This is a genomic window from Calorimonas adulescens, assembly GCF_008274215.1.
Lineage (GTDB): Bacteria > Bacillota > Thermoanaerobacteria > Thermoanaerobacterales > UBA4877 > Calorimonas > Calorimonas adulescens.
Map to the genome: position 1 here is coordinate 22,720 of NZ_VTPS01000016.1, position 24,250 is coordinate 46,969.

Genomic DNA, 24,250 nt, shown 5'->3' on the forward strand with positions numbered 1-24,250 from the left:
ATGAATGGAGATGGTAAAAGTAACAATCGACGGTATAACAAAAGAAGTGCCAAAAGGGTATACTGTACTTGAAGCAGCACATTCAATAGGTATTCACATACCAACATTATGTTATTTGAAGGATATAAATCAAATAGGAGCATGCAGGGTATGTCTTGTGGAAATTGAAGGGGCAAAAGGCCTTCAGGCTTCCTGTGTCTATCCAGTATCTGACGGTATGGTTGTCAGGACCAACAGCCCTAAAGTACGAAAAGCTAGAAAATACAATGTTGAATTAATTCTATCGGCTCATGACAGAAATTGTCTTACTTGTGTACGCAATAAAAATTGTGAACTTCAGACCTTAGCTGATGAACTTAACATAAATGAGATCAGCTTTGATGGCGAGAATATTCACTACCCTATTGATGATTTGTCTCCTTCCATTGTAAGGGATCCTAATAAGTGTGTACTCTGCAGAAGGTGTATCGCTGCCTGCAATGAACAGACCGTATATGCTATAGGTATTAACAATAGAGGTTTTAAATCTGTCGTATCTCCTGTTTTTGGCAGAAGTTTGAACGAATCACCCTGTATAAACTGTGGTCAATGCCTTATATCATGCCCCACAGGTGCTTTGAGAGAAAAATCCAGCATTGAAAAGGTATGGAATGCCTTAAACGACCCTGACACTCATGTAGTCGTACAGACTGCGCCAGCAGTGAGGGCAGCTCTTGGAGAAGAATTCGGTTATCCCATCGGTACACTGGTAACCGGTAAAATGGCAGCAGCACTTAGAAGACTTGGATTTGACAGGATATTTGACACTGATTTTGCAGCCGACCTCACAATTATGGAAGAAGGAAACGAGCTACTCAAAAGATTGAAAAACGGCGGCCCTCTTCCTCTTATAACCTCTTGCAGCCCTGGATGGGTAAAGTTTTGTGAGGAATACTATCCAGAATTTATTGAAAATCTGTCCAGTTGCAAATCACCTCATATGATGCTTGGGGCTATAATAAAGACCTATTATGCGCAAAAAGTCGGTATAGTTCCAGAGAAAATATTCGTTGTTTCCGTAATGCCATGCACAGCCAAAAAATATGAGATAGAAAGGCCAGAAATGACCTTTTATGGCATGAAAAACGTGGATGCAGTCATCACAACCAGGGAACTGGCAAGGATGATAAAAGAGGCTAATATAAACTTTAATGCCCTTCCAGATGAAGATTTTGATGACCCATTAGGTGAATCCACAGGCGCCGGTGTTATATTTGGAGTCACCGGAGGGGTTATGGAGGCAGCCCTGAGGACAGTAGCTGATATTGTAGAGGGAAAAGACCTTGATACAATCGACTATAATGAAGTCCGAGGGCTTGATGGGGTCAGAGAGTCTTCTGTAACTATTGATGGTATGGAAATAAAGATAGCTATAGCAAACGGAACAGGAAATGCAAGAAAACTTCTTGACAAGGTAAAAGCGGGTGAAGCTTTTTATCACTTTATTGAAATCATGGGATGCCCTGGCGGATGTATTAACGGCGGTGGCCAACCCATTGTTTCATCCAGGGTTAGGATGGATGTTGATGTAAAAGCACTGCGTGCCAAAGCAATATACGCTGAGGATGCAGGCAAAACCATAAGAAAATCTCACAAAAATCCGCAAATAATAAAGATATACGAAGAGTTCCTAAAAGAACCATTAAGTGAAACGTCTCACCACCTACTTCATACAGAATATGAGTCAAAGGAACTTTATCCCTTTAAAGATACAACAGTTAATAAGAAGGCTGCTACAGCAGCAAAATAGCAAAAAGCTCCATTCAGAAATGAATGGAGTTTTTTTAAAAAAACGAATAAAAAAGACCAATCCATGTAAAAATATCTTCATAGAGCTTAAAGGAGATGCTTTTACATGGTAATTTCAGATAATAAGTCTGACAGGAAAAATATCGAGTTATATGATATCCCACAGGTACATTATGGAATGCAACTTGTAGAAAACGAACTGTTAAAAGTTATAAGCAAAAGTGACACAATGATCTGCGAAATAATAAAAGGGCTTCTAAATACTGGCAAGAAAATCAGGCCAAAACTTGTTATTATATCTGGAATGTGCTTTGACGAACTAAACGAAAAAATGGTATACACAGCAGTGGCGTCGGAACTTATTCATACCGCCTCTCTTATTCATGATGACATTATTGATGGTTCTGATTACAGGAGAAACAAACCAACTATAAATTACACATATGGTAATTACGTTGCAGTGCTGGCTGGAGACTTTCTATTTGCAAAGGCATTCGAAATTTTGTCAAATCATTACCTTACAAAATGCACTTTGTATTTTGTAAAAGCCATACATGAGATGTGTTCTGGAGAAATTTTACAGTCAAACAGGCGGTTTGACATCAGCATCACCGAGCACGAATATATCCTCAATATAAGTAAGAAAACCGCCTCCTTAATTTCTGCCTGCTGCATGGCAGGTGCAGAAAATGCAGGTGAAGATGATTATGTGATTACCTTGATGGGATTATTTGGATACTATATGGGATGTGCATTCCAAATAATAGATGACATACTCGACATCACAGGTAATCAAGAAGAGCTCGGTAAACCTGCTGCCCACGATTTAACCGAAGGAAATATCAGTTTGCCATTCATTTATCTTTTTGAAGAAACCAGGTATAAAGACAGGTATAAAGATGTGTTGAATAAAAAACAAATTGACAGAGAAGCAAAAGAAGATATGATACACGACGTTCTAAACTCTGATTCTTTATTAAGAGCCAAAAATAAAGCAAGAGAATACGTTGATAAAGCCATTGAATCATTGTGCAAAGTACCCCAGCAAAACGTCTATAAGGAATTATTAATCAAAATGTCCCTTGATAGTCTGGAGAGATGTTATTAACTATATCCTCTCCTGACTCCTCATTCTTTTGCATAAACAGTACAAAATTCTGGCAAAATACTCGGAAGAATGAAGGATGTCCCTGGCATTTATTAAATGTGTCTTTATATCGGCCTTAGGGTCAGAAAGATACATTGCAAGAAGCCCATCTATTACCATACAATGAAATGGCGCATGATTTAATCCTTTTGCTAATGTTAATGAAGTTGTATAAAAATGCTTCAGGCGTTTTATACATTCTTCCTCATCTCTATAATAACTAACAAAATTTAGATCATCGCTCTTCAAATCATCATAAAGGTCTATATAATAATCCAGGAGTATATGTAAACCACATACCCACGGAAAATATACCTGAAATATAGATTCTACCTCATTTTTTGTTAAATCTTTATTAAAAGCAGCAGCGACAAGTACGAATATACCCAATGTAGACCCGCTGGCTGCTGCAAATTCCCATCCATTAATGTCAGGATACTTATTTACGTACATGTTAAACCAATCCTTCAATTTCCCCTCTCTCGCATCCTCAGAGAGATGCTTGTAAACCTGAAGATCAGAATAAAGTCCGGCAAGATATAATATTTTATCTTTGATTACAACATACGAGGGCAAATCTGCTATGATACCTTTGCATTTTCTTACAATGCCTTTAAGATAATCACCATCATCACTATATGGATAATATCTATAATAATCGCTATAAGTGTTGTCAGCAGTAAGTGCGTCAATCACAGCATAGTGCAGACATTTGAAAGCTTTTTCGTCATGTAGACCTACCCTATCGCATAAATTATCCAGATAATCACTTATTGTCTGATATGCAACTACGAATTGTATCATTTTCCGCGTGTCAACATATGGATATAATGCATAAATGCTACCACCCTGACAGTGAAACTTCTTTGTTGATATACTATCTAAAGCCTGTTTCGAAAGTTCATTATCGGGTATAAGCCTCGCAGAATTTATGTATGTAGACAATTCTGCATCAACTAGAGGAAAAACTTTGTAAACAAAATTGTATATTTTATTAGGCTTATACCAGACATTGCTAAAAAATTGCATATAATCACTCCAACGTGGTTTTACCATATATCTTTTACATATTTGTTCTGTATTATTACTAAATATATTTTCAATCACAAAATGCATGGGTGTATTTAGAAAAGATAAATGATTTAGTTTATCTACTTCATTGCACAACCGGTCAGCAAATTTAAACAACAAAAAAGCTATTCAACTCCTTTCTTTAAGAAGTCAAATAGCTTTGTTTCTTCATAGGGGTAAATTGATTAATAGCAAAGCGGTCAAATCTTTTAAATCAGTCACGTTATTACAGTGTTGATAAGTGGTATTCACTTAGACCACATTATTTTTTGCCTTGTGGATAACCCCCAAAACTGGCTTTTTTTCTTATTTTGGTGGAGGCGAGGGGAATCGAACCCCTGTCCGAAGGTGCCCCGATAGGAACTTCTCCGGGTGCAGTTCCTGTTTTAAATTTCACCGCACTGGACTCCCAGGAACAGGATTCCAGATTGGCTAGCTTCATGGATACAATCCTATCTCAAAGCTTTGATAGGACCGTTCCCCGCCAAATCGACGCCCAACATTCAGGTGGCGGGAGGCCTGAAGTGGACGGCTACCTTAAATTAGGCAGCTAAAGCTAAATTATCGTCTGCGTTTATATTTAAGCCCACCGTTTAACGAGCTGATGGAACCTCGACCCGCTATTCCTATCTCAAGCTACCCCCGTCGAAACCAGCACGCCCCCATATTATAATCAATATAGGTTTTTTATTTTAAATTCTCTTTCTGTTTCTCTCCTTAATGTCTTTTCTGCTATAGCCTCACGTTTGTCGTAGAGTTTTTTACCCTTAGCTACAGCAATCTCTACTTTAACCAACCCATTCTTCAGGTATACTTTTGTTGGTACCAGAGTAAAACCTTCCCTTGAGGTATACCCTACAAGCTTTGATATTTCTCTTCTGTGAAGCAATAATTTCCTTGGCCTCAAGGGGTCTTTATTAAAAATATTACCCTTTTCATATGGACTTATATGCATATCATACAGGATTACTTCACCATTTTCAACTTTTGCATAACTATCCCTTATATTAACCTTACCCATGCGGATAGATTTTACTTCTGTACCCGAAAGTACAATACCCGCTTCATAGGTTCCTTCAATAAAATAATCATGAAAAGCCTTTTTATTCTGGGCAATAATCTTTATATCTTCTATATGGATTACCCCCTTATCATGCATACTATATTATAACAGGGTTAAATATTTTGTCAAGGGTTATTATCTTTACTGATCTTCCAGCACAAAATCTATTTGCCTTCTTGGTACGTTTACAGCAGATACTGTAACCTTAACCTTGTCACCGATTTTAAAAATCCTCCTGGTGTGTTCTCCTACCAGGATATGCTGATCATCCATATAGTGATAATAATCATCCTTCAAGCTGCTCAAAGTTACCAGACCTTCTACTGTATTCTGAAGCTCTACAAAAAAGCCAAAGTTGGTCACGCCGGATATTACCCCATCAAAGGTCATACCTATCTTGTCTTTCATATAGACTGCCTTTTCCAGGTCATCGCAGTCACGTTCTACAGACTGTGCGACTCTCTCCATCTCCGAGCTTACCTTAGCTATTTTCTCCAGTACCTTTTCATAGAACCTTACCCTTTTTTCATCCATCCTGCCATTGATTATATCCTTGATGATCCTATGGACCTCTAGGTCTGGGTATCTCCTTATCGGTGACGTAAAATGTGTATAATAATTTACCGCCAGAGCAAAGTGAGGAGCATGTTCGTTGGAATATCTCGCCTGTTTTAAGGACCTTAGAAGCAGGGTACTTATAACCAGTTCCTCGGGCGTATCCTTGACCTTATTTAATAGCTCCTGAAGTGCCCTTGGATGTATTTCGCCACTGGCCAGGCCCTTCAGACCAAGTCCAAAGTTGCGGATAAACCTATTAAAATCCATCAGTTTTTCAATGTCTGGATTTTCATGTATCCTGTATATAAATGGAAAACGCAGCCAGAATACATGTTCAGCAATGGTTTCATTGCATACCAACATAAATTCCTCTATTATCCGGTGAGCTATATTTCTTTCACGTTTTTTTATATCCACCGGGCATCCATTTTCGTCAAGTATAACCTGGGTTTCCGGAATTTCAAATTCTATGCTCCCCCTCTTAAGCCTTTTCCTGTTTAGTATAAGAGCAAGTTCCTTCATAAGCTTGAAATCATCTACAAGATAATCATATCTTGTCATTAAGTCTTTGTCTTCTTCCTCGAGGATCTTATATACCTGGGTATATGTCATCCTCTCCTTGCTCTTTATAACACTCTCCTTTATGTCATATTTCACCACGTTGCCCTTATTATCTATTTCCATAATACAGCTCAATGTAAGCCTTACCTCACCTGGTTTCAAACTGCACAGGCCATTGGATAGCTTAAAAGGCAGCATGGGTATAACACGTCCCGGTATATATATACTAGTACCACGCTTCCTTGCCTCTTTATCAATGGCAGATTTTTCTTTTACATAGTGCGACACGTCTGCTATATGCACACCCAAGAGATAGTTGCCATTGTCCAATCTTTTTATGGAAACTGCATCATCAAAATCCTTGGCATCTTCCCCATCAATCGTTACAATTTTTTCGTCCCGCAGGTCAAGCCTCCCAGCAATATCTTCATCTTTGATATTATCTTCAATAGCCTCAGCCTGCTTTATCACCCTCTCAGGAAACTCCACCTCAATGTCGTACATCATGATGATGGCCATTATTTCTGTGTCAATGTCATTTTCATCTCCCAACACCTTCACGATACGCCCCTCGGGATTTCTTCGAGGCTCTGGATACCTTGTTATCTCAGCCACTACCTTGTAGCCGTGCTTTGCTCCATTAAAAGCATCGCGGGGGATGAACACGTCATAATACATCTTCCTGTCATCAGGGACGACAAACCCATAACTATTGTTATGTTCAAACCTGCCTATGACCCTTGTCACAGCCCTTTTGAGTATCCTTATAACCTCTCCCTCCTGTCTCTTACCTTCCTGTCCTTCACCTATCAGTTTTACAAAGACCTTGTCTCCATCCATTGCGCCATTCATGTTCGATGAAGATATGAAAATGTCATTTTCTCCATCTTCCCTTATGAGAAAGCCAAAGCCTTTCTCATTTCCCTGTATTTTGCCTGCAACCATACCCATATGGTGAGGAAGTCCATAAAGTCCTTTGCTGTTTTTTACAATCTTGCCATCCTTCTCCAAATCCCTGAGTATTTTTTCTATTTGCTGCTTTTCGCTCTTTTGTATATTAAAAGCTTTCATAAGCTCATTTATGCTCAGCGGCTTATATGATTCTTCATTCATATAATCTAAAATTTTATCTCTAATACTCATAAAATTACTATAAGCCGATTTCACCGGCTATTTTTTTCATCTCCTCCAATGCAATATCGAAAAATTCTTCTAAGGTAAGCCCCAGCTCCTCACAGGACTTTATCTGCTCTCTGCTGGCACCTCTGGCAAATGCCTTGTCCTTAAACTTCTTTTTAATTGAGCTGGCCTTAACATCCTCAAGTTTCTTTGAAGGCATGACCATAGCCACTGCAATGATAAATCCGGAAAGTTGGTCTGCTGCATAAAGTGCTTTATCAAGCATACTCACCCTTGGCAATCCATGTATCTCATTATGTACTTTCACAGCATATACCATGTCATCATCCAAACCCATTTCCTTCAACATATCAGCTCCAATAAGGCTATGTGCCTCAGGATTATCCGCAGTCTGTTCATAATCAATATCATGCAGTAGCCCCGTTAGAGCCCATTTTTCCTCATCCTGCCCGAGCTTCCTGGCCAGGCCTCTCATTATGGCCTCCGTGGCAATCATGTGATCTATCAGATTTCTTGAATATACGTTCTCCTGTATCTTTTGTAAAGCTTCTTCCCTATTCATTTTCAAACCTCCAGTAGTATTATGTTACAAATATTATAATAAAATGAGGAAATAATTACAAATTTAATTTTGCTTCATTTCTCATCAAAGATAATAACATACCTGCAATTGACGTCACTCAGGATACCATAACATTCGTGTCTGTGACTCGCTATGTACACTTCCACCAAACATACATACATTAGACATTGAATTTTACGGCATCGTTCAGATGCTCTGGCTCATTTACGCTATTAAAAAGGACACTCTCAAGGCAAATTCTCACATTGAAGTAAGGGTGTGTCCATAGGTATCGTTATTCAAACAATCATGATGCTATCACGATTATGGATGTTTATGTCATAAAACATAGAGGATCATATCAAACAAAAAAGCACCTCTCGGTGCTTATAAAAAGAGTGGTGCAAAAACCAGCGATACTATTGTCATTAATTTTATCAATATATTTAAGGATGGTCCTGCAGTATCTTTAAAGGGGTCACCTACGGTATCTCCGACGACGGCAGCCTTATGGGCCTCACTACCCTTGCCTCCATAATTACCAGATTCAATGTATTTCTTGGCATTGTCCCATGCGCCGCCAGAATTTGCCATCTGTATAGCCACAAGTACACCGGTAACAACTGCGCCGGTCAGAAAACCGCCCAGTGCCTCTTTGCCCAGTACCAATCCCACAACTACAGGTGCTATCACAGCAATAAGTCCCGGCACAATCATTTCTCTTATTGCCGCATCTGTGCTTATCCCGACACATCTGCCATAGTCAGGCTTTGCCTTACCTTCCATTATTCCTGATATTTCTCTAAACTGCCTTCTTACCTCTTCAATCATCTTATATGCTGCCTTGCCAACAGCCTCCATAGCCATAGACGCAAAAAGGTACGGCATCATACCACCAATAAACATACCTGCAATGACATATGGATTTAAGAGGTCTATTGTCTTTAGACCCACAGCCTGTGAGTATGAAACAAAAAGTGACAGAGCTGTTAGAGCTGCAGAACCTATGGCATATCCCTTACCTATTGCTGCCGTTGTGTTGCCTACTGAATCCAGTTTATCGGTTATATTTCTTACGCTTTCAGGAAGTTCGGCCATCTCAGCTATGCCACCTGCATTGTCTGCAATCGGTCCATATGAGTCTACAGATACAGTCATACCCGTGGTGGATAACATTCCAACAGCTGAAAGAGCTATGCCATATATCCCAAAAAACTTGTAAGCAACTATCGTCGCCAGAGCAATAAGTATAAGTGGAAATGCTGTGGAGGTCATGCCAACGGCCAGGCCGCTGATTATAGTGGTAGCAGCTCCTGTTTCTGACTGCTGAGCAATATGCTTCACTGGATTATAGTCAGAAGACGTATAATATTCGGTTATCTGCCCTATTGCCACACCCACGACAAGACCAGAAATGACTGCCCAGAGAGCATTTAAATTGCCAAACATAGCCTTACTGAGGAAAAATGCTGCAATGATTACTATGACGTTGCTGGAATACGTCCCCATCATAAGAGCCCTTTGAGGGTTGCCACCCTCATCGCTTCTTACGAACATGCTTCCTATAATTGAAGCTATAATTCCAATCCCAGCAATATAGAATGGGAACAACACATAGTTTACATCTTTCATGACAAGTGCGCCTATGGTAACAGCAGATATGATGGAACCAACATACGATTCAAACAGGTCAGCACCCATCCCTGCCACATCGCCGACATTGTCACCTACATTATCAGCTATAACAGCAGGATTTCTCGGGTCATCTTCAGGTATACCTGCCTCTACCTTACCTACAAGGTCGGCGCCCACATCTGCAGCTTTTGTATATATACCACCACCAACCCTTGCAAACAGGGCAATAGAGCTGGCTCCCAGGCTGTACCCTGTAACAACACTGGGTTCTTTAAATATTATATACAGTATACCTAATCCAAAAAGCCCCAACCCTACAACCGACATACCCATTACAGAGCCGCCAGAAAATGCAATGTTAAGGGCCTTATTCATACTATTCTTTGCAGCATTAGCAGTCCTTGCATTAGCTCTTGTAGCTACGCTCATGCCTATGTAACCTGATAAAACGGAAAAGAGTCCACCTATAACAAAACAAAGAGCAGTCAACCAGTTGATGACAAAACCAAGGACAAAGAACATTACGACAATAAATATCGCAATTACCCTGTATTCTCTAAAAAGAAAAGCCATTGCCCCTTCATGTATAAAATTAGAGAGTTCCTGCATTTTCTCATTCCCAGGATCCTCTCTCATCACCTTGGCGGTTTGATAAAAAGCAAATACAAGGGCCAACACACCAACGACCGGAGCAAAGTACAAAAAGCCCATCGTTCAACCTCCTCTATTAAATTATCTCATTAAAATAGTAAGAAGCACGGAAGTAACTATAAAAGCAATTGCACTGATAGTAGTGATCCTGGCAAACATAGCGTCTAGAGTACGTGCCCTGTTTTTACCAAACAGGCTCTCGGCTCCACCTGCAACCACTCCCTGCACGCCTGATTCTTTGGCAGACTGTAACAATACCGTGGCAGTTAATGTAATAGCAATAATTAAGTGTAATACCTTAAGTGCTGTTACCAAAGTCATCCCACCTTTCCAGTTGTTTATTCGTAACTTGACACAAATATTTTATCATACTGATGTAAAGTTTACAACTATAAAATGGGCCACTTCCCATAGCTGGCCCATTTTGTTACATACTATTATTAAATATAAGGTTAAATGTATGTCTTAAACACAAAATTATGTTGCATATTACACCTAACTTAAATTATAAAAACCATCAAGGCCGAGAAACTCTGCTGTTTCCCCTAATTCTTCCTCTATTCTCAGGAGCTGGTTGTATTTGGCTACCCGCTCTGTCCTGGACGGTGCACCTGTCTTTATAAACCCTGTATTAAGGCCAACAACCAGGTCTGAAATGGTAGTATCTTCGGTCTCTCCAGAACGATGAGAGATTATGGCAGTATATTTCGCTCTCTCGGCCATTTTAATTGCCTCCAAAGTTTCTGTCAACGTACCTATCTGATTTACTTTTATTAGAATAGAGTTCGCCACCCCAAGCTTAATGCCCTTTGCAAACCTTTCAGTGTTTGTAACAAACAGGTCGTCACCTACCACCTGTATCTTTTTACCTACCCTGTCTGTGAGCAGTTTCCATCCATCCCAGTCCTCTTCTGCCATTCCGTCTTCTATGGATAATATTGGGTACCTGGCTATAAGATCCTCATAATACTGAACCAATTCTTCAGCACTTCTTACCAGCCCCTCACCCTCAAAGTGATATTTACCATCCTCTTTATATAGTTCAGAAGCTGCTACATCCACTGCCAATGCAACATCCACACCAGGCTTATAATCAGCCTTTTCTATAGCTTCAACTATCACCTTCAATGCCTCTTCATTAGAGGTCAGATTGGGTGCAAAGCCTCCTTCGTCACCCACGGATGTAGACAACCTCATAGAACCCAATACAGACTTTAAGGAGTGAAATACCTCCGCTCCCATCCTTAGAGCCTCAGCAAAACTTTTGGCCCCTACAGGCATTATCATAAACTCCTGAATGTCCACATTATTATCAGCATGTTTCCCACCGTTTAATATGTTCATCATTGGTACAGGCAATATCTTTGCATTAACACCGCCTAAATACCTGTACAGGGGTATATCAAGCTCATTGGCAGCTGCCCTTGCGCACGCTAAGGATACACCCAGTATGGCATTGGCGCCGAGTTTTCCCTTGTTTGGCGTTCCATCCAGGTCTCTTAGCAGCTTATCTATATACACCTGCTGTGTTACATCCAATCCAACAAGCTCAGGTGCAATTATTTCATTTACGTTATCAACAGCCTTTAAGACTCCTTTGCCGTTGTATCGCTTCTTGTCTCCGTCCCGCAGCTCAACAGCCTCGAAAGTACCCGTAGAAGCTCCTGAGGGGACTGAAGCTCTCCCTATCACACCATCTTCTAAAAGGACCTCTACCTCTACGGTTGGATTACCCCTGGAATCTAAAATTTCTCTTGCATGGACATCCATTATAGTTGACATATTTTATCTCTCCTTTCTTATAATCAAATCTTTTCCTGTCATTTCTTCGGGAATCGGTTTGCCAAGCATATCTAAAATCGTAGGTGCTATATCACATAACTTTCCGCCGCTCTTTAACTCAATATTATCCTCGCCAATTATTATTAAAGGAACGGGATTAGATGTATGTGCTGTATGGGGTGCATTTGTCTCTTCATCCCACATCTTTTCAGCATTGCCATGGTCAGCAGTTATTACTACCTTTCCGCCCTTAGAGAGGACCTTGTCAACTACCATGCCAACACACCTGTCAACGGCCTCTGCAGCTTTGACTGCGGCATCAAATACACCAGTATGGCCTACCATATCACAGTTTGCATAATTAAGTACTATCAAATTATACATGCCACTGTCAATACGCCTTAAAACCTCATCTGTTACCTCAAAGGCACTCATCTCAGGTTTAAGGTCATATGTTGCAACCTTTGGTGATGGTATAAGTACCCTGTCTTCTCCGCTATAAGGCTCTTCTACCCCACCGCTGAAGAAAAAAGTAACATGGGCATATTTTTCTGTCTCTGCTATCCTCAATTGATTCAATCCCAGTTTGCTTGCGTATTCACCCAGCGTATTTATATAGACCTCAGGAGGGAAGGCTATATGGACGTTCTTTAATGTGTCATCATACTGTGTCATGGTGACATAATAGGTATTAAAAAAACCCTTCTCCCTTTCAAAACCATCAAACTCTTCATCAGTTAGTGCATGAGAAAGTTGTCTTGCCCTGTCTGCCCTGAAGTTAAAAAATATCACTGAATCATTTTTCTCAATTGTGGCTGTAATTTCACCATTTCTTTTTATGACAGTCGGTATTACAAATTCATCATTATTGCCCTCATCATACGATGTCTTTACAGCCATTACAGGGTCATCTGACACCCTGCCTATACCTAATACAATGGCATCGTAAGCTTTTTTTACCCTCTCCCACCGCTTATCACGGTCCATGGCATAATACCTACCTGAGACAGTGGCAATTTCTCCTACTCCGATCTCTTTTAACTTTTGTTCAAGTAATTCAATATAACCGGCGGCAGACTGCGGAGGAGTATCTCTCCCGTCAAGAAAAGCATGGACATATACCCTGTCTATCCCATTGTCTTTTGCCATCTTCAGCAGAGCATATAGATGGCCAATATGACTGTGGACACCGCCATCAGACACAAGACCCATTATATGAAGCTTGGAATTGTTGAGTTTCACATTATCCATAGCACCTTTCAATGCAGGATTTTTGAAAAAATTTCCCTCTTCAATCTCTTTGGTTATTCTTGTAAGCTCCTGATATACAACCCTGCCGGCCCCTATGTTCATGTGGCCCACCTCCGAGTTGCCCATCTGACCTTCAGGCAGTCCAACAGCCAAGCCAGAGCAGCGGAGTGTGGTATTGGGATAAACCTTAAAATATCTATCTAAGTTTGGAGTATACGCCTTCTTTATAGCATTATATTCATTATCTTCCCCCAAACCATATCCGTCCATAACAATTAACGTACAAAGCTCAGCCATTTCGTGCCTCCTTAAAATTTACAATCCTTGTAAATTCATTTACCTTCAAGCTGGCACCACCAACAAGAGCACCATCTATTCCTTCCCTGTCCATGAAACCTTTTATGTTGTCGGCCTTTACGCTCCCACCATACAATATCCTGACCATTTCCCCTATCTTCAGTAGTTCATCGACTTTCTTTCTTATAAACTCAATCACATACAACGCATCATCAGGTGAAGCATTCTTACCTGTGCCTATGGCCCATATTGGCTCATAGGCAATTACCAGTTCCTTTAGTGATAAATCCTTAAGGTCCTCATCCAGCTCGCGTCCTATTTTTTCTAACGTAAGGCCCATCTCTCTTTCTTCCAGTGTTTCTCCAACACACAGGATTGGCTTTAATCCATGCCTTTCACAGGCTTTCATCTTAAGGTTTAACATTCCGTCGTCCTCTTTGAAGTATCCTCTTCTCTCAGAGTGTCCAATTATGACATATTCAACCCCAATCTCTTTAAGCATAAGCGGAGATATTTCGCCGGTATAGGCACCATTATCTTCCCAGCACATATTTTGTGCTCCCAGCTTGATCTCTGTATCAGATATTTCCCGGGAGACAATACCAAGATCCACAAATGGTGGTATCACAGCAACCTCAACTGTGCTGTCCAACTCCTGCTTTTTAAAATCTTCTATAAAGACTTTTGCCTCATCAGGTGTCATATTCATTTTCCAGTTACCAGCTATCAGCGGCCTTCTCATCATCTCACCACCCTATTTATCCATAAGCACACTCACACCCGGCAGTTCCTTCCCCTCTAAAAATTCTAGGGAAGCACCCCCACCGGTTGAAATGTGCGTCATACGGTCTGAAAATCCCATTTGCTCAATAGCTGCAACTGAATCACCGCCACCTATTATGGTTGTACCCCGGCACTCTGCCATTGCCTCTGCTATCCTTCTTGTCCCTGTGGCAAAAGGCTTTATTTCAAATACGCCCATGGGACCATTCCATATTGCGGTCTTTGCATTAACTATCTCCTTTGAGAACAACTCTACAGTCTTTGGCCCTATATCAACGCCAATCATGTCTTTTGGCATCTCTTCAATGTTTACTGTTTCATATTTAGTATCTGCACTCAATTCCTTAGCTATCACAGTATCAAGTGGTAACAGGAACTTTACATTCCTCTCATCCGCTTCCTGCAGCAGTTCTTTTGCCAGGTCTATTTTATCAGCCTCAAGCAATGACTTACCCACCTCAAAACCCTGCGCTTTTATGAAGGTATATGCCATACCGCCACCTATAAGAAGCGAGTCAACCTTTGTTATAAGGTTTCTTATAACACCTATCTTGTCGGAAACCTTCGCACCTCCAAGTATCGCTACAAACGGCCTCTCAGGATTTTCTAAGGCCTGGCCCATGACTGAAATCTCTTTCTCCATTAAAAGCCCGGCAACAGCAGGCAGGTATGCAGCTATTCCTGCAGTAGAGGCATGGGCACGGTGGGCTGTGCCAAAAGCATCATTTACATAGATTTCTGCCAGTGATGCAAGTTCCTTTGCAAATCCTGAATCGTTTTTCTCCTCCTCCTTATGGAAACGAAGGTTTTCCAGAAGAAGGACCTCACCATCCCTTAGTGCCAATGCCTTTTGCCTTGCATCATCACCTATGCAGTCCTCAGCAAATTTAACTTCTTTTCCCAAAAGCTCAGAAAGCCTCACCGCTACCGGCTTTAAACTGTATTTTAAATTAAATTCTCCCTTGGGTCTACCCAAATGGGATGCCAGTATCACCTTTGCTCTGCTATCAATAAGATAATTAATAGTAGGTAGAGCAGCCCTTATGCGTGTGTCATCGGTTATGTCTCCATTTTCATCTATTGGTACATTAAAGTCTACACGCACAAATACTCTTTTATCAGTCACCTCAATATCCTTAATGGTCTTCTTGGACATAACAACTCCTCCTTCAAAGAGCAGGGAATAAATCCCTGCCCCCAAGATTAAAAGCCTTTATTGGCAATGTAAACAGCAAGGTCAACAACACGGTTAGAATAACCCCATTCATTGTCATACCACGCCACTACCTTGACCATATCATCATCAACCAGCATAGTGGAAAGTGCATCAACTATAGAGGAATGAGAATCTCCTTTAAAGTCCATAGACACAACCGGTTCTTCGGTATATGCCATAATTCCCTTCAACTCGCCTTCTGCTGCCTCCTTTAAAGCCTTATTTACCTCCTCAACAGTAACCTTGGTATTAAGGTCGGCAACAAGGTCAGTCACTGAAACATCTGGTGTTGGCACGCGTAAAGCCATACCGTTCAGTTTGCCCTTCAGTTGAGGCAAAACAAGCGCCACAGCCTTGGCTGCCCCTGTTGTTGTCGGTATGATGTTGACAGCAGCAGCTCTAGCCCTGCGCAGGTCAGAATGAGGCAGGTCAAGTATCCTCTGGTCGTTTGTATATGAATGGACTGTTGTCATAAGTCCTCTCTTTATACCAAATTTTTCATCCAGTACCTTAGCCACTGGTGCAAGGCAGTTCGTGGTGCAGGAAGCATTGGATATTATATTGTGATTTTTAGGATCATATTTATCCTCATTGACACCCATAACTATCGTGATGTCCTCATTTTTGGCTGGAGCAGAAATAATGACCTTTTTTGCACCTGCCTCTAAATGTTTTGAGGCACCATCCCTGGATGTAAATCTGCCTGTAGATTCTATAACTATGTCCACACCCAGGTCTTTCCATGGCAATTTAGCGGGATCTGTCTCTTTGTAAACCTTAATCTCCTTGCCATCAACAACTAAAGAATCTTCAGTATGAGACACCTCACCGCTGAACCTTCCAAAGGTTGAGTCATACCTTAAAAGGTAGGCCAGTGTTGCCGGGTCTGTAACATCATTTATTGCTACTATTTCAATGTCCTTCAGTCCTTTAGCATAAGCAGCCCTAAAAACATTTCTTCCTATTCTTCCAAATCCATTGATACCAACCTTTACAGTCATCATAAAACCTCCTTAAAATATTATTGATTTTATATTAATTATCACCAATTATGGTGAATTAATTAACTCAATTATCCTTCGTGCGGCACCCTCATCTATAATAAGGCTTTCCGGTGGGATTACCCTGCATGATGCCAGTATTGCCTCTGCCTTTGAAGCACCACCGGATATCGCCAGTTTATGAGGCAACCTCAAAAGCTCATCAATATCTAAACTTATAGTACCTGCGGTATATACAATCTGGCCATTGATGTTGAAATAATAACCCATTGTCTCAGCAACTGCTCCGGCATCATTAAGCAACTTTTTAATAGAGTCACTCAGATGCCTTCTTTTAGCCATAACGTCGGCTCGTCCAATTCCATATATTAAAACATCCGCTCTTTTCACATAATCTATGGTTTCTCGAATGCCCTGCTCATTTATAAGAATCTTAAGCGCATCCGAGCTGATATCATCTGGTATATGCAAAAATCTATAATTAGCATTTAGTTTTTTGCTAAGTGTGGCAGTAATTGTATTTGCCTGAAACTCCACTTCACGGCCAAGGCCGCCTCTTGCAGGCACTACCATCAGATTCCTATATGTCTTATCTACGGATAGCACCTCAGCCAAGGCAGCAACAGATGAACCGCCAGCCACAGCTATTATCATATCGTCATGAAGCATTCCAGTTAAAATGTTAGCTGCCTTTTTTCCCATTTCATTTAAAAGAAAGTGATTTTTCCCTACATCACCCGGTACTATAGTGATATTTTTTATACATAACCTGTCACGAATCTGCTTTTCTAACTCTGGCAGCCCTTTAAGGTCATGGATAAAATCCCTCAGGGACTCCAATACATCCACCCCATCCTTTGTTACCCTCATCCCTTCACCTGAGATAGATATTAAACCCTGTCCCTTTAAAATATCCACCTCATCTCTTATAACCCTTTCTGTCATACCTGTAACACTGCTCAAGAGCCGCCTTCCTATAGGTTGATTATAATATATTGTATATAAAATAAGGTACCTCTTCTCTGCAACATTTACCAGCTCTGGCAGGATCCTCTTCTGCATTTCTATAATATGATTCATTTATGGTCCCCCATGGTCTTAAAATGTCCCTACCCACTCAAAAAATAAGCCCTCATCTATATTTTATACCAAAATAAAGGCTATAACAATACCTCAAATTTTTAATCAAACCTTTTCCTTCTATTTGATGATGGAATTCCCATTTCATCTCTATATTTTGCCACAGTCCTCCTCGATATATCTATTCCCCTCTCTCTAAGAAGTTCAGTAATGGTGAGATCACTCAGTGGAGATCGAGGGCTCTCTGTTGCAATTATCTCTGATATAAGGTTCTTTATCACCTCCGATGACACCTCTCCGTCCTCATGGCTTACACCATTTTTAAAGAAAAATTTAAGTTCAAAAACACCTTTGGGTGTGTCAACATATTTGCCATTTGTTGCTCTGCTTACTGTGGATTCATGTATGCCACATGTCCTTGCTATCTGTTTTAAAGTCAAGGGTCTTAATCCACTAACGCCCGAGCTAAAGAAATCCCTCTGATATTCAACAATTGCTTTGATTACATTATAAAGGGTTGTCTTCCGTTGCTCTATATTTTTAATGAGCCAAAAAGCTGATTGAAGTTTCTCATTTAGATATTTAAATTCCTCTGAGTTCCTGCTGTTATTTAAAAGAAGCTCTCTGTAAAATTTATTGATCCTGAGCCTTGGTATAACACTATCATTTATAATAATCTCAAAATTACCCCTCACCTCTTTAATTATCGCATCGGGTACAATATACCTCATATCGTTATATCCTGTAAAGTTGCAACCCGGCCTCGGGTTGAGGGTCTTTAAAATATCTATCATGTGTTGTACCTGTGATACATCTATGTTCATCTTCCTTGCAATGGCAGTCAGTTTATTTTCCGCAACATCTTTTAGATGGTGCTCTATGAGGTACACGATGTCATCATTTAATACACCCTTTGCTTTAAGCTGTAAAAGCAGACACTCCTTCAGGTCTCTCGCTCCTACTCCAGGTGGATCAAACTCCTGTACAATTCCTAATGCCTTTTCCACAATAAACATATTCTCATGCAGGTACATGGCAATGTCGCTTAAGCTCACTGAAGAAAGGTAACCGTTTTCATCAAGACTATCAATGATATACTGGCATACCCTTTTAGTCCTCATTGTAACCGGTGTTAAATGAAGTTGAAACATAAGGTGTTCTCTTAAAGAGGGTACGGAAGGCACATAACTTTCAAAGGATATGTCCTCTTCGTCATCATCATATCTGCTCTCTCCTGGATTATTCTGGCTTATATAATCGCTCCATTCAATTATATCCATACTGTCATCCTCAGAGGCCTCCAGGATTGGATTGATTTCCAGTTGTTCTTCTATATACTGGCTTAACTCCAGAACGTTAAGCTGCAGGATATTGAGTGCCTGTTTAAGTTCGGGGGTCATTATTAATTTTTGAGTTTGGTTTAATATCAGGTTCATATCCACCGCCATAAATATCCCAACCCTCTATGGTTAAAGTTTAGTCCCATTCAATTACTTAAGATTGTGGATGATGCCATTCGTTATACTGGTAAGTATAATGGCTGAATCAGTTTTATATTTATATATATTCTATAAAAATCTTATAAATCCTTCTTTTAAAAAAGATAGGGATCAAAATCCCTATCTCTATTATAACTCATTTATTATCTTTACGCTAGAACTTGCCCCAATTCTTGTAGCCCCGGCCTCAATCATCTCTATTGCAGTTTTTAAATCCCTTATTCCCCCTGATGCTTTCACTCCTACATTCGGTCCTACTGTATTCCTCATAAGTTTAATATCCTCTACTGTAGCCCCTCCGGTCGAAAAACCTGTGCTTGTCTTCACAAAGTCAGCCCCGGCCTCGAGAGCAAGCTCACAGGCCTTTACTTTCTCATCCTTGGCTAAAAGGCATGTCTCAAGTATTACCTTCACCAGTATGCCCTCTTTGAGTTTTTTGGACTCTCCCACTACACTTTTTATGTCATTTAGCACACGGTCATAGTTCTTGCTTTTTAACATGCCTATGTTTAAGACCATGTCCAGTTCAGTTGCCCCATTCTCCACAGCGTCAATAGCTTCAGATACCTTTGCCCGTGTGGTAGTAGCTCCAAGTGGAAAACCAATTACTGTACATACCTTCACACCTGAGTTCTCTAAACATTGCCTGGCCAGGCCGACATATGAAGGATTTACACAGACAGAATGAAACCGGTACCCTATGGCTTCATCGCAAAGTTTTTTAATATCAGCTTCACTCGCCTCTGGTTTCAATAGCGTATGGTCTATCATAGAAGCAAGCTTCTCTTTAGTAATCTCCAACTTCTATCACCTCTCATTATAAAGATGTTATACCATCTTTTGTCACAACAGCATATATGAGCTTTGGCTTTTCAACTCGTTCATCTGATGTCTCTATAGAGTTCAATATATCTGGCAAAACATTGTTCAACCTTTCTTCATCATTTGCATGGACAGTGGCAATAACCTCACCTTTTTTCACAAAATCTCCAACCTTCTTATTGAGCATAATTCCTACGGAAAGGTCAATCACGTCTTCTTTTCTTTCCCTTCCTGCACCAAGCCTCATAGCGCACAAGCCAAGTTTCTCAGCATAAAGTTTCGAAATGTAAAGGTCATTCTCTGCCCTTATATCATACCGTATCCTTGCGGTAGGTAAAAGCGAATAGTCTTCAAGAGCATCAGGATTGCCCCCCTGTGCCCTTACCATCTCCTTAAATTTTTCAAATCCCATACCTTTTTCCAGGGCATATTCTAACCTTGACGCAGCTTCTTCCATCGTTTTGGCTACACCGGCAAGCATCAACATGTGACTGCCGAGGAACATGCATACATCCATCAGGTCCCTGCATCCACGTCCTTGAAGAGCCTCGCATGCCTCGATCACTTCAAGGGAATTTCCGATGGCCAGGCCCAATGGCTGGTTCATGTCAGTAATCACTGCCACTGTCCTTTTGCCAGCATTTTCCCCTATACTCACCATAACTTGAGCAAGCTTTAAAGCACTTTCATAATCTTTCATAAATGCGCCGTCACCAAGCTTTACATCCAGTACTATGGCATCTGAACCACCGGCCAGCTTTTTGCTCATTATGGAACTAGCAATAAGTGGTATAATATCCACTGTGGCTGTGACATCTCTCAGGGCGTAGAGTTTCTTATCCGCCGGGGCCAGGTCTTCGGTTTGTCCTATCACTGCCAGGCCAATCCTGTTCACGTTCTCAATAAACTCTTCCATAGTAAGGGATACCTTCATACCCGGAATTGACTCCAGCTTGTCCAGTGTCCCTCCAGTGTGCCCCAGACCTCTACCAGACATCTTTGCCACAGGTGCCCCGCAGGCAGCCACAAGGGGTGCCAGTACAAGGGTTGTGGTGTCAGCTACACCACCGGTACTGTGCTTATCCACTTTTATCCCCTTTATGGGGGAAAGGTCAGCAATCTCCCCGGAATTAGCCATAGCCATCGTGAGGTTTGCAGTCTCAGCGTCATCCATTCCTCTAAAATATATAGCCATCGTAAGTGCAGACATTTGATAGTCGGGTATATCACCGGATACATATCCTTGTATAATGTACTCAATCTCTTTTCTGCTTAGCTTCATACCATCCCTTTTCTTTTTGATAAGATCTACCATCCTCATGTCAAAACCCCCTTATCTGCTCCAAAAAGCTCTTACCATGCTCAAATCTTTCAAGTCCAAAGTTTTCAGCTATGGTCTGTGCTATATCGGAAAAAGTATCTCTGATGCCTAAAGACTCACCATGCTCATTGGATGGCGTATAGACAAGTAACGGTACATACTCCCTAGAATGGTCGGTACTTGTTGTGGTTGGGTCGCATCCATGGTCAGCAGTTATAACCAAAAGGTCTTCTTTATGCATTTCAGAAATAATTTCCGGTATTGCATCATCAAATTCTCTTAGAGCATCTGCATATCCCTGCGCATTGTTTCTATGCCCGTACTGAGTATCAAAATCCACTAAATTAGTAAAAATGATACCCCTCTGTATTTCTTTCATAAAACTTATAGTTGCCCTAATCCCGTCCTTGTTATTGCCCGTATGGTTGCTCCTTGTTATGCCTCGATGTGCAAATATGTCCTCTATCTTGCCCACAGCATAGACATCAATTCCTTTTGATATAGCCCTATCCAGTACGGTCTCTCTAATGGGCTCCAAAGAGAAGTCTTTACGTCTTTCGGTCCTCACAAAGTTCCCAGGAGTACCTGTAAAAGGTCTTGCTATAACCCTGCCTACCGCATGTTCTCCAGTTAATATTTTCCTTGCTGTTTGGCACATTTCATAGAGTTTTTGGGGTGGTATTATTTCCTCATGGGCTGCTATCTGAAACACACTGTCAGCGGATGTATAGACTATTGGATATCCAGTCTTAAGATGTTCCTCACCTAGTTCCTTTATAATCTCAGTACCTGAAGCTGCTTTGTTACCCAGTGTCTTTGTACCTATCCTCTTTTCAAATTCCCTTATGATTTCTTCAGGGAAGCCATCCGGGTATGTCGGAAACGGCCTATCCAGCCGGACGCCAGCTATCTCCCAGTGCCCCGTTGTGGTATCCTTCCCCGCAGATTTCTCAGCCATTTTGCCATAAAAACCGATAGGATTTTCAATTGGAGGTACACTCTTTAAGGACTTTATATTTCCCAAGCCAATCCTTTGCATATTTGGCAACTTTACACCAGTTATCTCTGATACATGACCTAAAGTGTCCGAACCTGCATCACCAAAAAGTGCAGCGTCTGGCAGTTCTCCAATTCCTACACTGTCCAGTACTATCAGTATAATTTTCTTAAAATACTCCATGTGCTCACCTCAGTCAACAATAATGCTTTTCATATCAAACCCTTTTTCTAACAACATAAAATCGGAACTTGTCTGGTTTAAAGAAGTTAGACGAATAAAGAATTGCTCGGTTATTCTGATCATAGTGTACCTGCTCCAGAAGCAATAATGCATGATTTTTGCCGAGTCCTAATTTTTTTGAAGCCACGGGATGATAGCTGATTGGTATTATATCAGAAATGGCATAGGCAATCCTAATATTAAAATTTTTTTCCAAATAACCAAACAATGACTCGGGAAAACTATCCAATCCATCACTAAGTATACTTACAGGAATTCTATCTATGCAGTATACAACAGGTTCCCCGTTAGCTGTCCTTACCCTATCCACCCTGTATATCTCACTGTCCTTTTCTATATTTAACCTTTTTGCTTCTTCCTCATTTGCAGGAAGTACGTTTATAGAAAAATCAGTGGTCCCTGCCGTCATCCCTTCTCTTTCTATGGCTTTAGTAACACTATAGAGTTCCTCTATCCCACTCTTTATAACTGGCCTGCTCTTTACAAAAGTACCCACTCCCTGCTGTTTTACAATGAGGTTTTCCTCTTCAAGCACCCTCATAGCTTCCCTTAATGTCATGCGGCTTATTCCAAACTCTTCGGAAAGCTTTGCTTCTGATGGCAATCTATACCCTGGAGGCCAGTCCCCGCTTCTAATCATTTCCTCCATTTTTTTTAAAGCTACTTCATATAGGGGCCTTCTATCGCTCTGTATTAAACCCAAATCTATCACCCCATTTATTTTCAGGATCATATAGTGGACCATCTGCTACAGAATCAGTACTATCAGCATTTATATCCATTGTAAGTAGGTAGTGTTCCTCAAGAAATATTCACCAATGTCTATTTATCGTGAACCCTTATCATAAGGAATACCTTCAGCCTTTGGCGCTTTTGAGTTTTTAGAAGTAAAGGCTAAAACTACTAACGTAGCAATATATGGAACCATCTTATATACCTCACTTGGTAAATTCAGTGAAGCAAGGACCGGTATGCCTGAGTATGCTGATGCAATAGTCTTCATCAGCCCAAAAAAGAACGATGCCAGTAGAATCTTAAATGGATCCCATTGTCCGAAAATCAACACAGCAAGAGCAAGAAACCCATAACCTGCAACTGATGCATTAAAGTTTGTGGACGTTGGAATGACAAATACAAGCCCACCAATACCTGCAAGTGCTCCTGATATCATAACGCCCATGTAGCGCATCCTGTATACGTTAATACCTACTGAATCTGCAGCCTGTGGATGTTCACCGCATGCACGAAGGCGCAAGCCAAACCTCGTCTTATATAAAACCACCCACGAAATTATAAGAATAGCAAAACCAAGATAGGTGGTGATATAAGCGTTCTTAAAAAACAGGCCGCCCAACACTGGGATATCTCCAAGCACAGGTACTTTTTCTATCCGGAACTGATTTATAAATGGAATCTGCTGAACTGTGCGGATCATACGTGCCACATAAATTGCAAATGCAGGCGCAAACATATTGATTGCGGTGCCACTGATGATTTGATCTGCCTTCATATTGATTGCAGCATATGCATGTGCAAGGGACAAAATAATCCCTGTTACTGCTGAGATAATAATGGCAATTATAAGTATTGGCTGCCCCGAAATGATTGTTTGAAACATATTAATAAATAAAACACCGGTAAAGGCACCCATGATCATAATGCCCTCAAGTGCAATATTTATAACACCACTGTGCTCAGAAAACATTCCACCAAGTGCAACAATCAACAGTGGAATTGAGAAGTACATCATCTGCTGCACAAGAAAATATATAGTATCCACTA

The 24,250-nt window shown here is 40.8% G+C and carries 20 protein-coding genes and 1 other RNA gene; 2 read left to right on the forward strand and 19 right to left on the reverse strand.

Annotation, left to right across the window (positions count from 1 at the left end):
* Window positions 1-4 precede the first annotated feature (4 nt).
* Both FWJ32_RS10120 and FWJ32_RS10125 read left to right on the forward strand, forming a co-directional pair.
* A complete protein-coding gene (locus FWJ32_RS10120; RefSeq protein ID WP_149545838.1) occupies window positions 5-1,789 on the forward strand; it encodes an NADH-dependent [FeFe] hydrogenase, group A6 in 1,785 nt (594 codons plus the stop codon).
* 105 nt (window positions 1,790-1,894) lie between these two features.
* Complete coding sequence (locus tag FWJ32_RS10125; RefSeq protein WP_149545839.1) at window positions 1,895-2,896, forward strand: polyprenyl synthetase family protein; 1,002 nt, start codon at window positions 1,895-1,897, stop codon at window positions 2,894-2,896.
* Here the strand turns inward: FWJ32_RS10125 and FWJ32_RS10130 are convergent, their stop codons facing one another.
* The 19 genes from FWJ32_RS10130 to FWJ32_RS10220 form a co-directional block, all read right to left on the reverse strand.
* Window positions 2,897-3,964 carry a tetraprenyl-beta-curcumene synthase family protein gene (locus FWJ32_RS10130; RefSeq protein WP_238988854.1) on the reverse strand — a complete coding sequence of 356 codons (1,068 nt, stop codon included), beginning with the start codon at window positions 3,962-3,964 and terminating at the stop codon, window positions 2,897-2,899.
* Between the two features lie 354 nt (window positions 3,965-4,318).
* Window positions 4,319-4,670, reverse strand: a transfer-messenger RNA (tmRNA) gene (gene ssrA / locus FWJ32_RS10135).
* A gap of 9 nt (window positions 4,671-4,679) precedes the next feature.
* Window positions 4,680-5,165, reverse strand: a complete 486-nt coding sequence (smpB, locus tag FWJ32_RS10140; protein ID WP_203227713.1) for an SsrA-binding protein SmpB — start codon at window positions 5,163-5,165, stop codon at window positions 4,680-4,682.
* A gap of 45 nt (window positions 5,166-5,210) precedes the next feature.
* Window positions 5,211-7,331, reverse strand: a complete 2,121-nt coding sequence (gene rnr, locus FWJ32_RS10145; protein WP_149545840.1) for a ribonuclease R — start codon at window positions 7,329-7,331, stop codon at window positions 5,211-5,213.
* 7 nt (window positions 7,332-7,338) lie between these two features.
* On the reverse strand, window positions 7,339-7,890 hold the full coding sequence (locus FWJ32_RS10150; RefSeq protein WP_149545841.1) for an HDIG domain-containing metalloprotein: 552 nt from the start codon (window positions 7,888-7,890) through the stop codon (window positions 7,339-7,341).
* A 387-nt stretch (window positions 7,891-8,277) separates the two neighbouring features.
* Window positions 8,278-10,236 carry a sodium-translocating pyrophosphatase gene (locus FWJ32_RS10155; RefSeq protein ID WP_149545842.1) on the reverse strand — a complete coding sequence of 653 codons (1,959 nt, stop codon included), beginning with the start codon at window positions 10,234-10,236 and terminating at the stop codon, window positions 8,278-8,280.
* Window positions 10,237-10,257: 21 nt separating this feature from the next.
* Window positions 10,258-10,491 carry a preprotein translocase subunit SecG gene (gene secG, locus FWJ32_RS10160; protein ID WP_149545843.1) on the reverse strand — a complete coding sequence of 78 codons (234 nt, stop codon included), beginning with the start codon at window positions 10,489-10,491 and terminating at the stop codon, window positions 10,258-10,260.
* 180 nt (window positions 10,492-10,671) lie between these two features.
* Window positions 10,672-11,958, reverse strand: coding sequence for a phosphopyruvate hydratase (gene eno / locus FWJ32_RS10165; protein ID WP_149545844.1), 1,287 nt, complete (start codon window positions 11,956-11,958; stop codon window positions 10,672-10,674).
* Window positions 11,959-11,961: 3 nt separating this feature from the next.
* Entirely contained in the window at window positions 11,962-13,506 is a 1,545-nt protein-coding gene (gene gpmI, locus FWJ32_RS10170) for a 2,3-bisphosphoglycerate-independent phosphoglycerate mutase (RefSeq protein ID WP_149545845.1), read from the reverse strand.
* The gene (gene tpiA / locus FWJ32_RS10175; RefSeq protein WP_149545846.1) at window positions 13,499-14,248 is read right to left on the reverse strand and encodes a triose-phosphate isomerase; all 750 of its coding nucleotides are present in this window, start codon (window positions 14,246-14,248) and stop codon (window positions 13,499-13,501) included. Before tpiA ends, gpmI begins: the two co-directional genes overlap by 8 nt.
* A 12-nt stretch (window positions 14,249-14,260) precedes the next feature.
* Window positions 14,261-15,445 carry a phosphoglycerate kinase gene (locus FWJ32_RS10180; RefSeq protein ID WP_149545847.1) on the reverse strand — a complete coding sequence of 395 codons (1,185 nt, stop codon included), beginning with the start codon at window positions 15,443-15,445 and terminating at the stop codon, window positions 14,261-14,263.
* A 47-nt stretch (window positions 15,446-15,492) separates the two neighbouring features.
* Complete coding sequence (gap, locus tag FWJ32_RS10185; RefSeq protein WP_149545848.1) at window positions 15,493-16,506, reverse strand: type I glyceraldehyde-3-phosphate dehydrogenase; 1,014 nt, start codon at window positions 16,504-16,506, stop codon at window positions 15,493-15,495.
* Between the two features lie 48 nt (window positions 16,507-16,554).
* Window positions 16,555-17,586 (reverse strand): sugar-binding transcriptional regulator, encoded by a 1,032-nt coding sequence (locus tag FWJ32_RS10190; protein ID WP_149545849.1) that lies wholly within the window; start codon window positions 17,584-17,586, stop codon window positions 16,555-16,557.
* Window positions 17,587-17,687: 101 nt separating this feature from the next.
* A complete protein-coding gene (gene rpoN / locus FWJ32_RS10195) occupies window positions 17,688-19,034 on the reverse strand; it encodes an RNA polymerase factor sigma-54 (protein WP_149545850.1) in 1,347 nt (448 codons plus the stop codon).
* A gap of 180 nt (window positions 19,035-19,214) precedes the next feature.
* Window positions 19,215-19,856 carry a deoxyribose-phosphate aldolase gene (gene deoC, locus FWJ32_RS10200; RefSeq protein ID WP_149545871.1) on the reverse strand — a complete coding sequence of 214 codons (642 nt, stop codon included), beginning with the start codon at window positions 19,854-19,856 and terminating at the stop codon, window positions 19,215-19,217.
* Between the two features lie 46 nt (window positions 19,857-19,902).
* Window positions 19,903-21,228, reverse strand: a complete 1,326-nt coding sequence (locus tag FWJ32_RS10205) for a pyrimidine-nucleoside phosphorylase (protein WP_149545851.1) — start codon at window positions 21,226-21,228, stop codon at window positions 19,903-19,905.
* Window position 21,229: 1 nt separating this feature from the next.
* Entirely contained in the window at window positions 21,230-22,408 is a 1,179-nt protein-coding gene (locus FWJ32_RS10210) for a phosphopentomutase (RefSeq protein ID WP_149545852.1), read from the reverse strand.
* Window positions 22,409-22,442: 34 nt separating this feature from the next.
* On the reverse strand, window positions 22,443-23,180 hold the full coding sequence (locus tag FWJ32_RS10215; RefSeq protein WP_338028703.1) for a GntR family transcriptional regulator: 738 nt from the start codon (window positions 23,178-23,180) through the stop codon (window positions 22,443-22,445).
* A gap of 114 nt (window positions 23,181-23,294) precedes the next feature.
* Window positions 23,295-24,248, reverse strand: a complete 954-nt coding sequence (locus tag FWJ32_RS10220) for an ABC transporter permease (RefSeq protein WP_149545854.1) — start codon at window positions 24,246-24,248, stop codon at window positions 23,295-23,297.
* Window positions 24,249-24,250 lie beyond the last annotated feature (2 nt).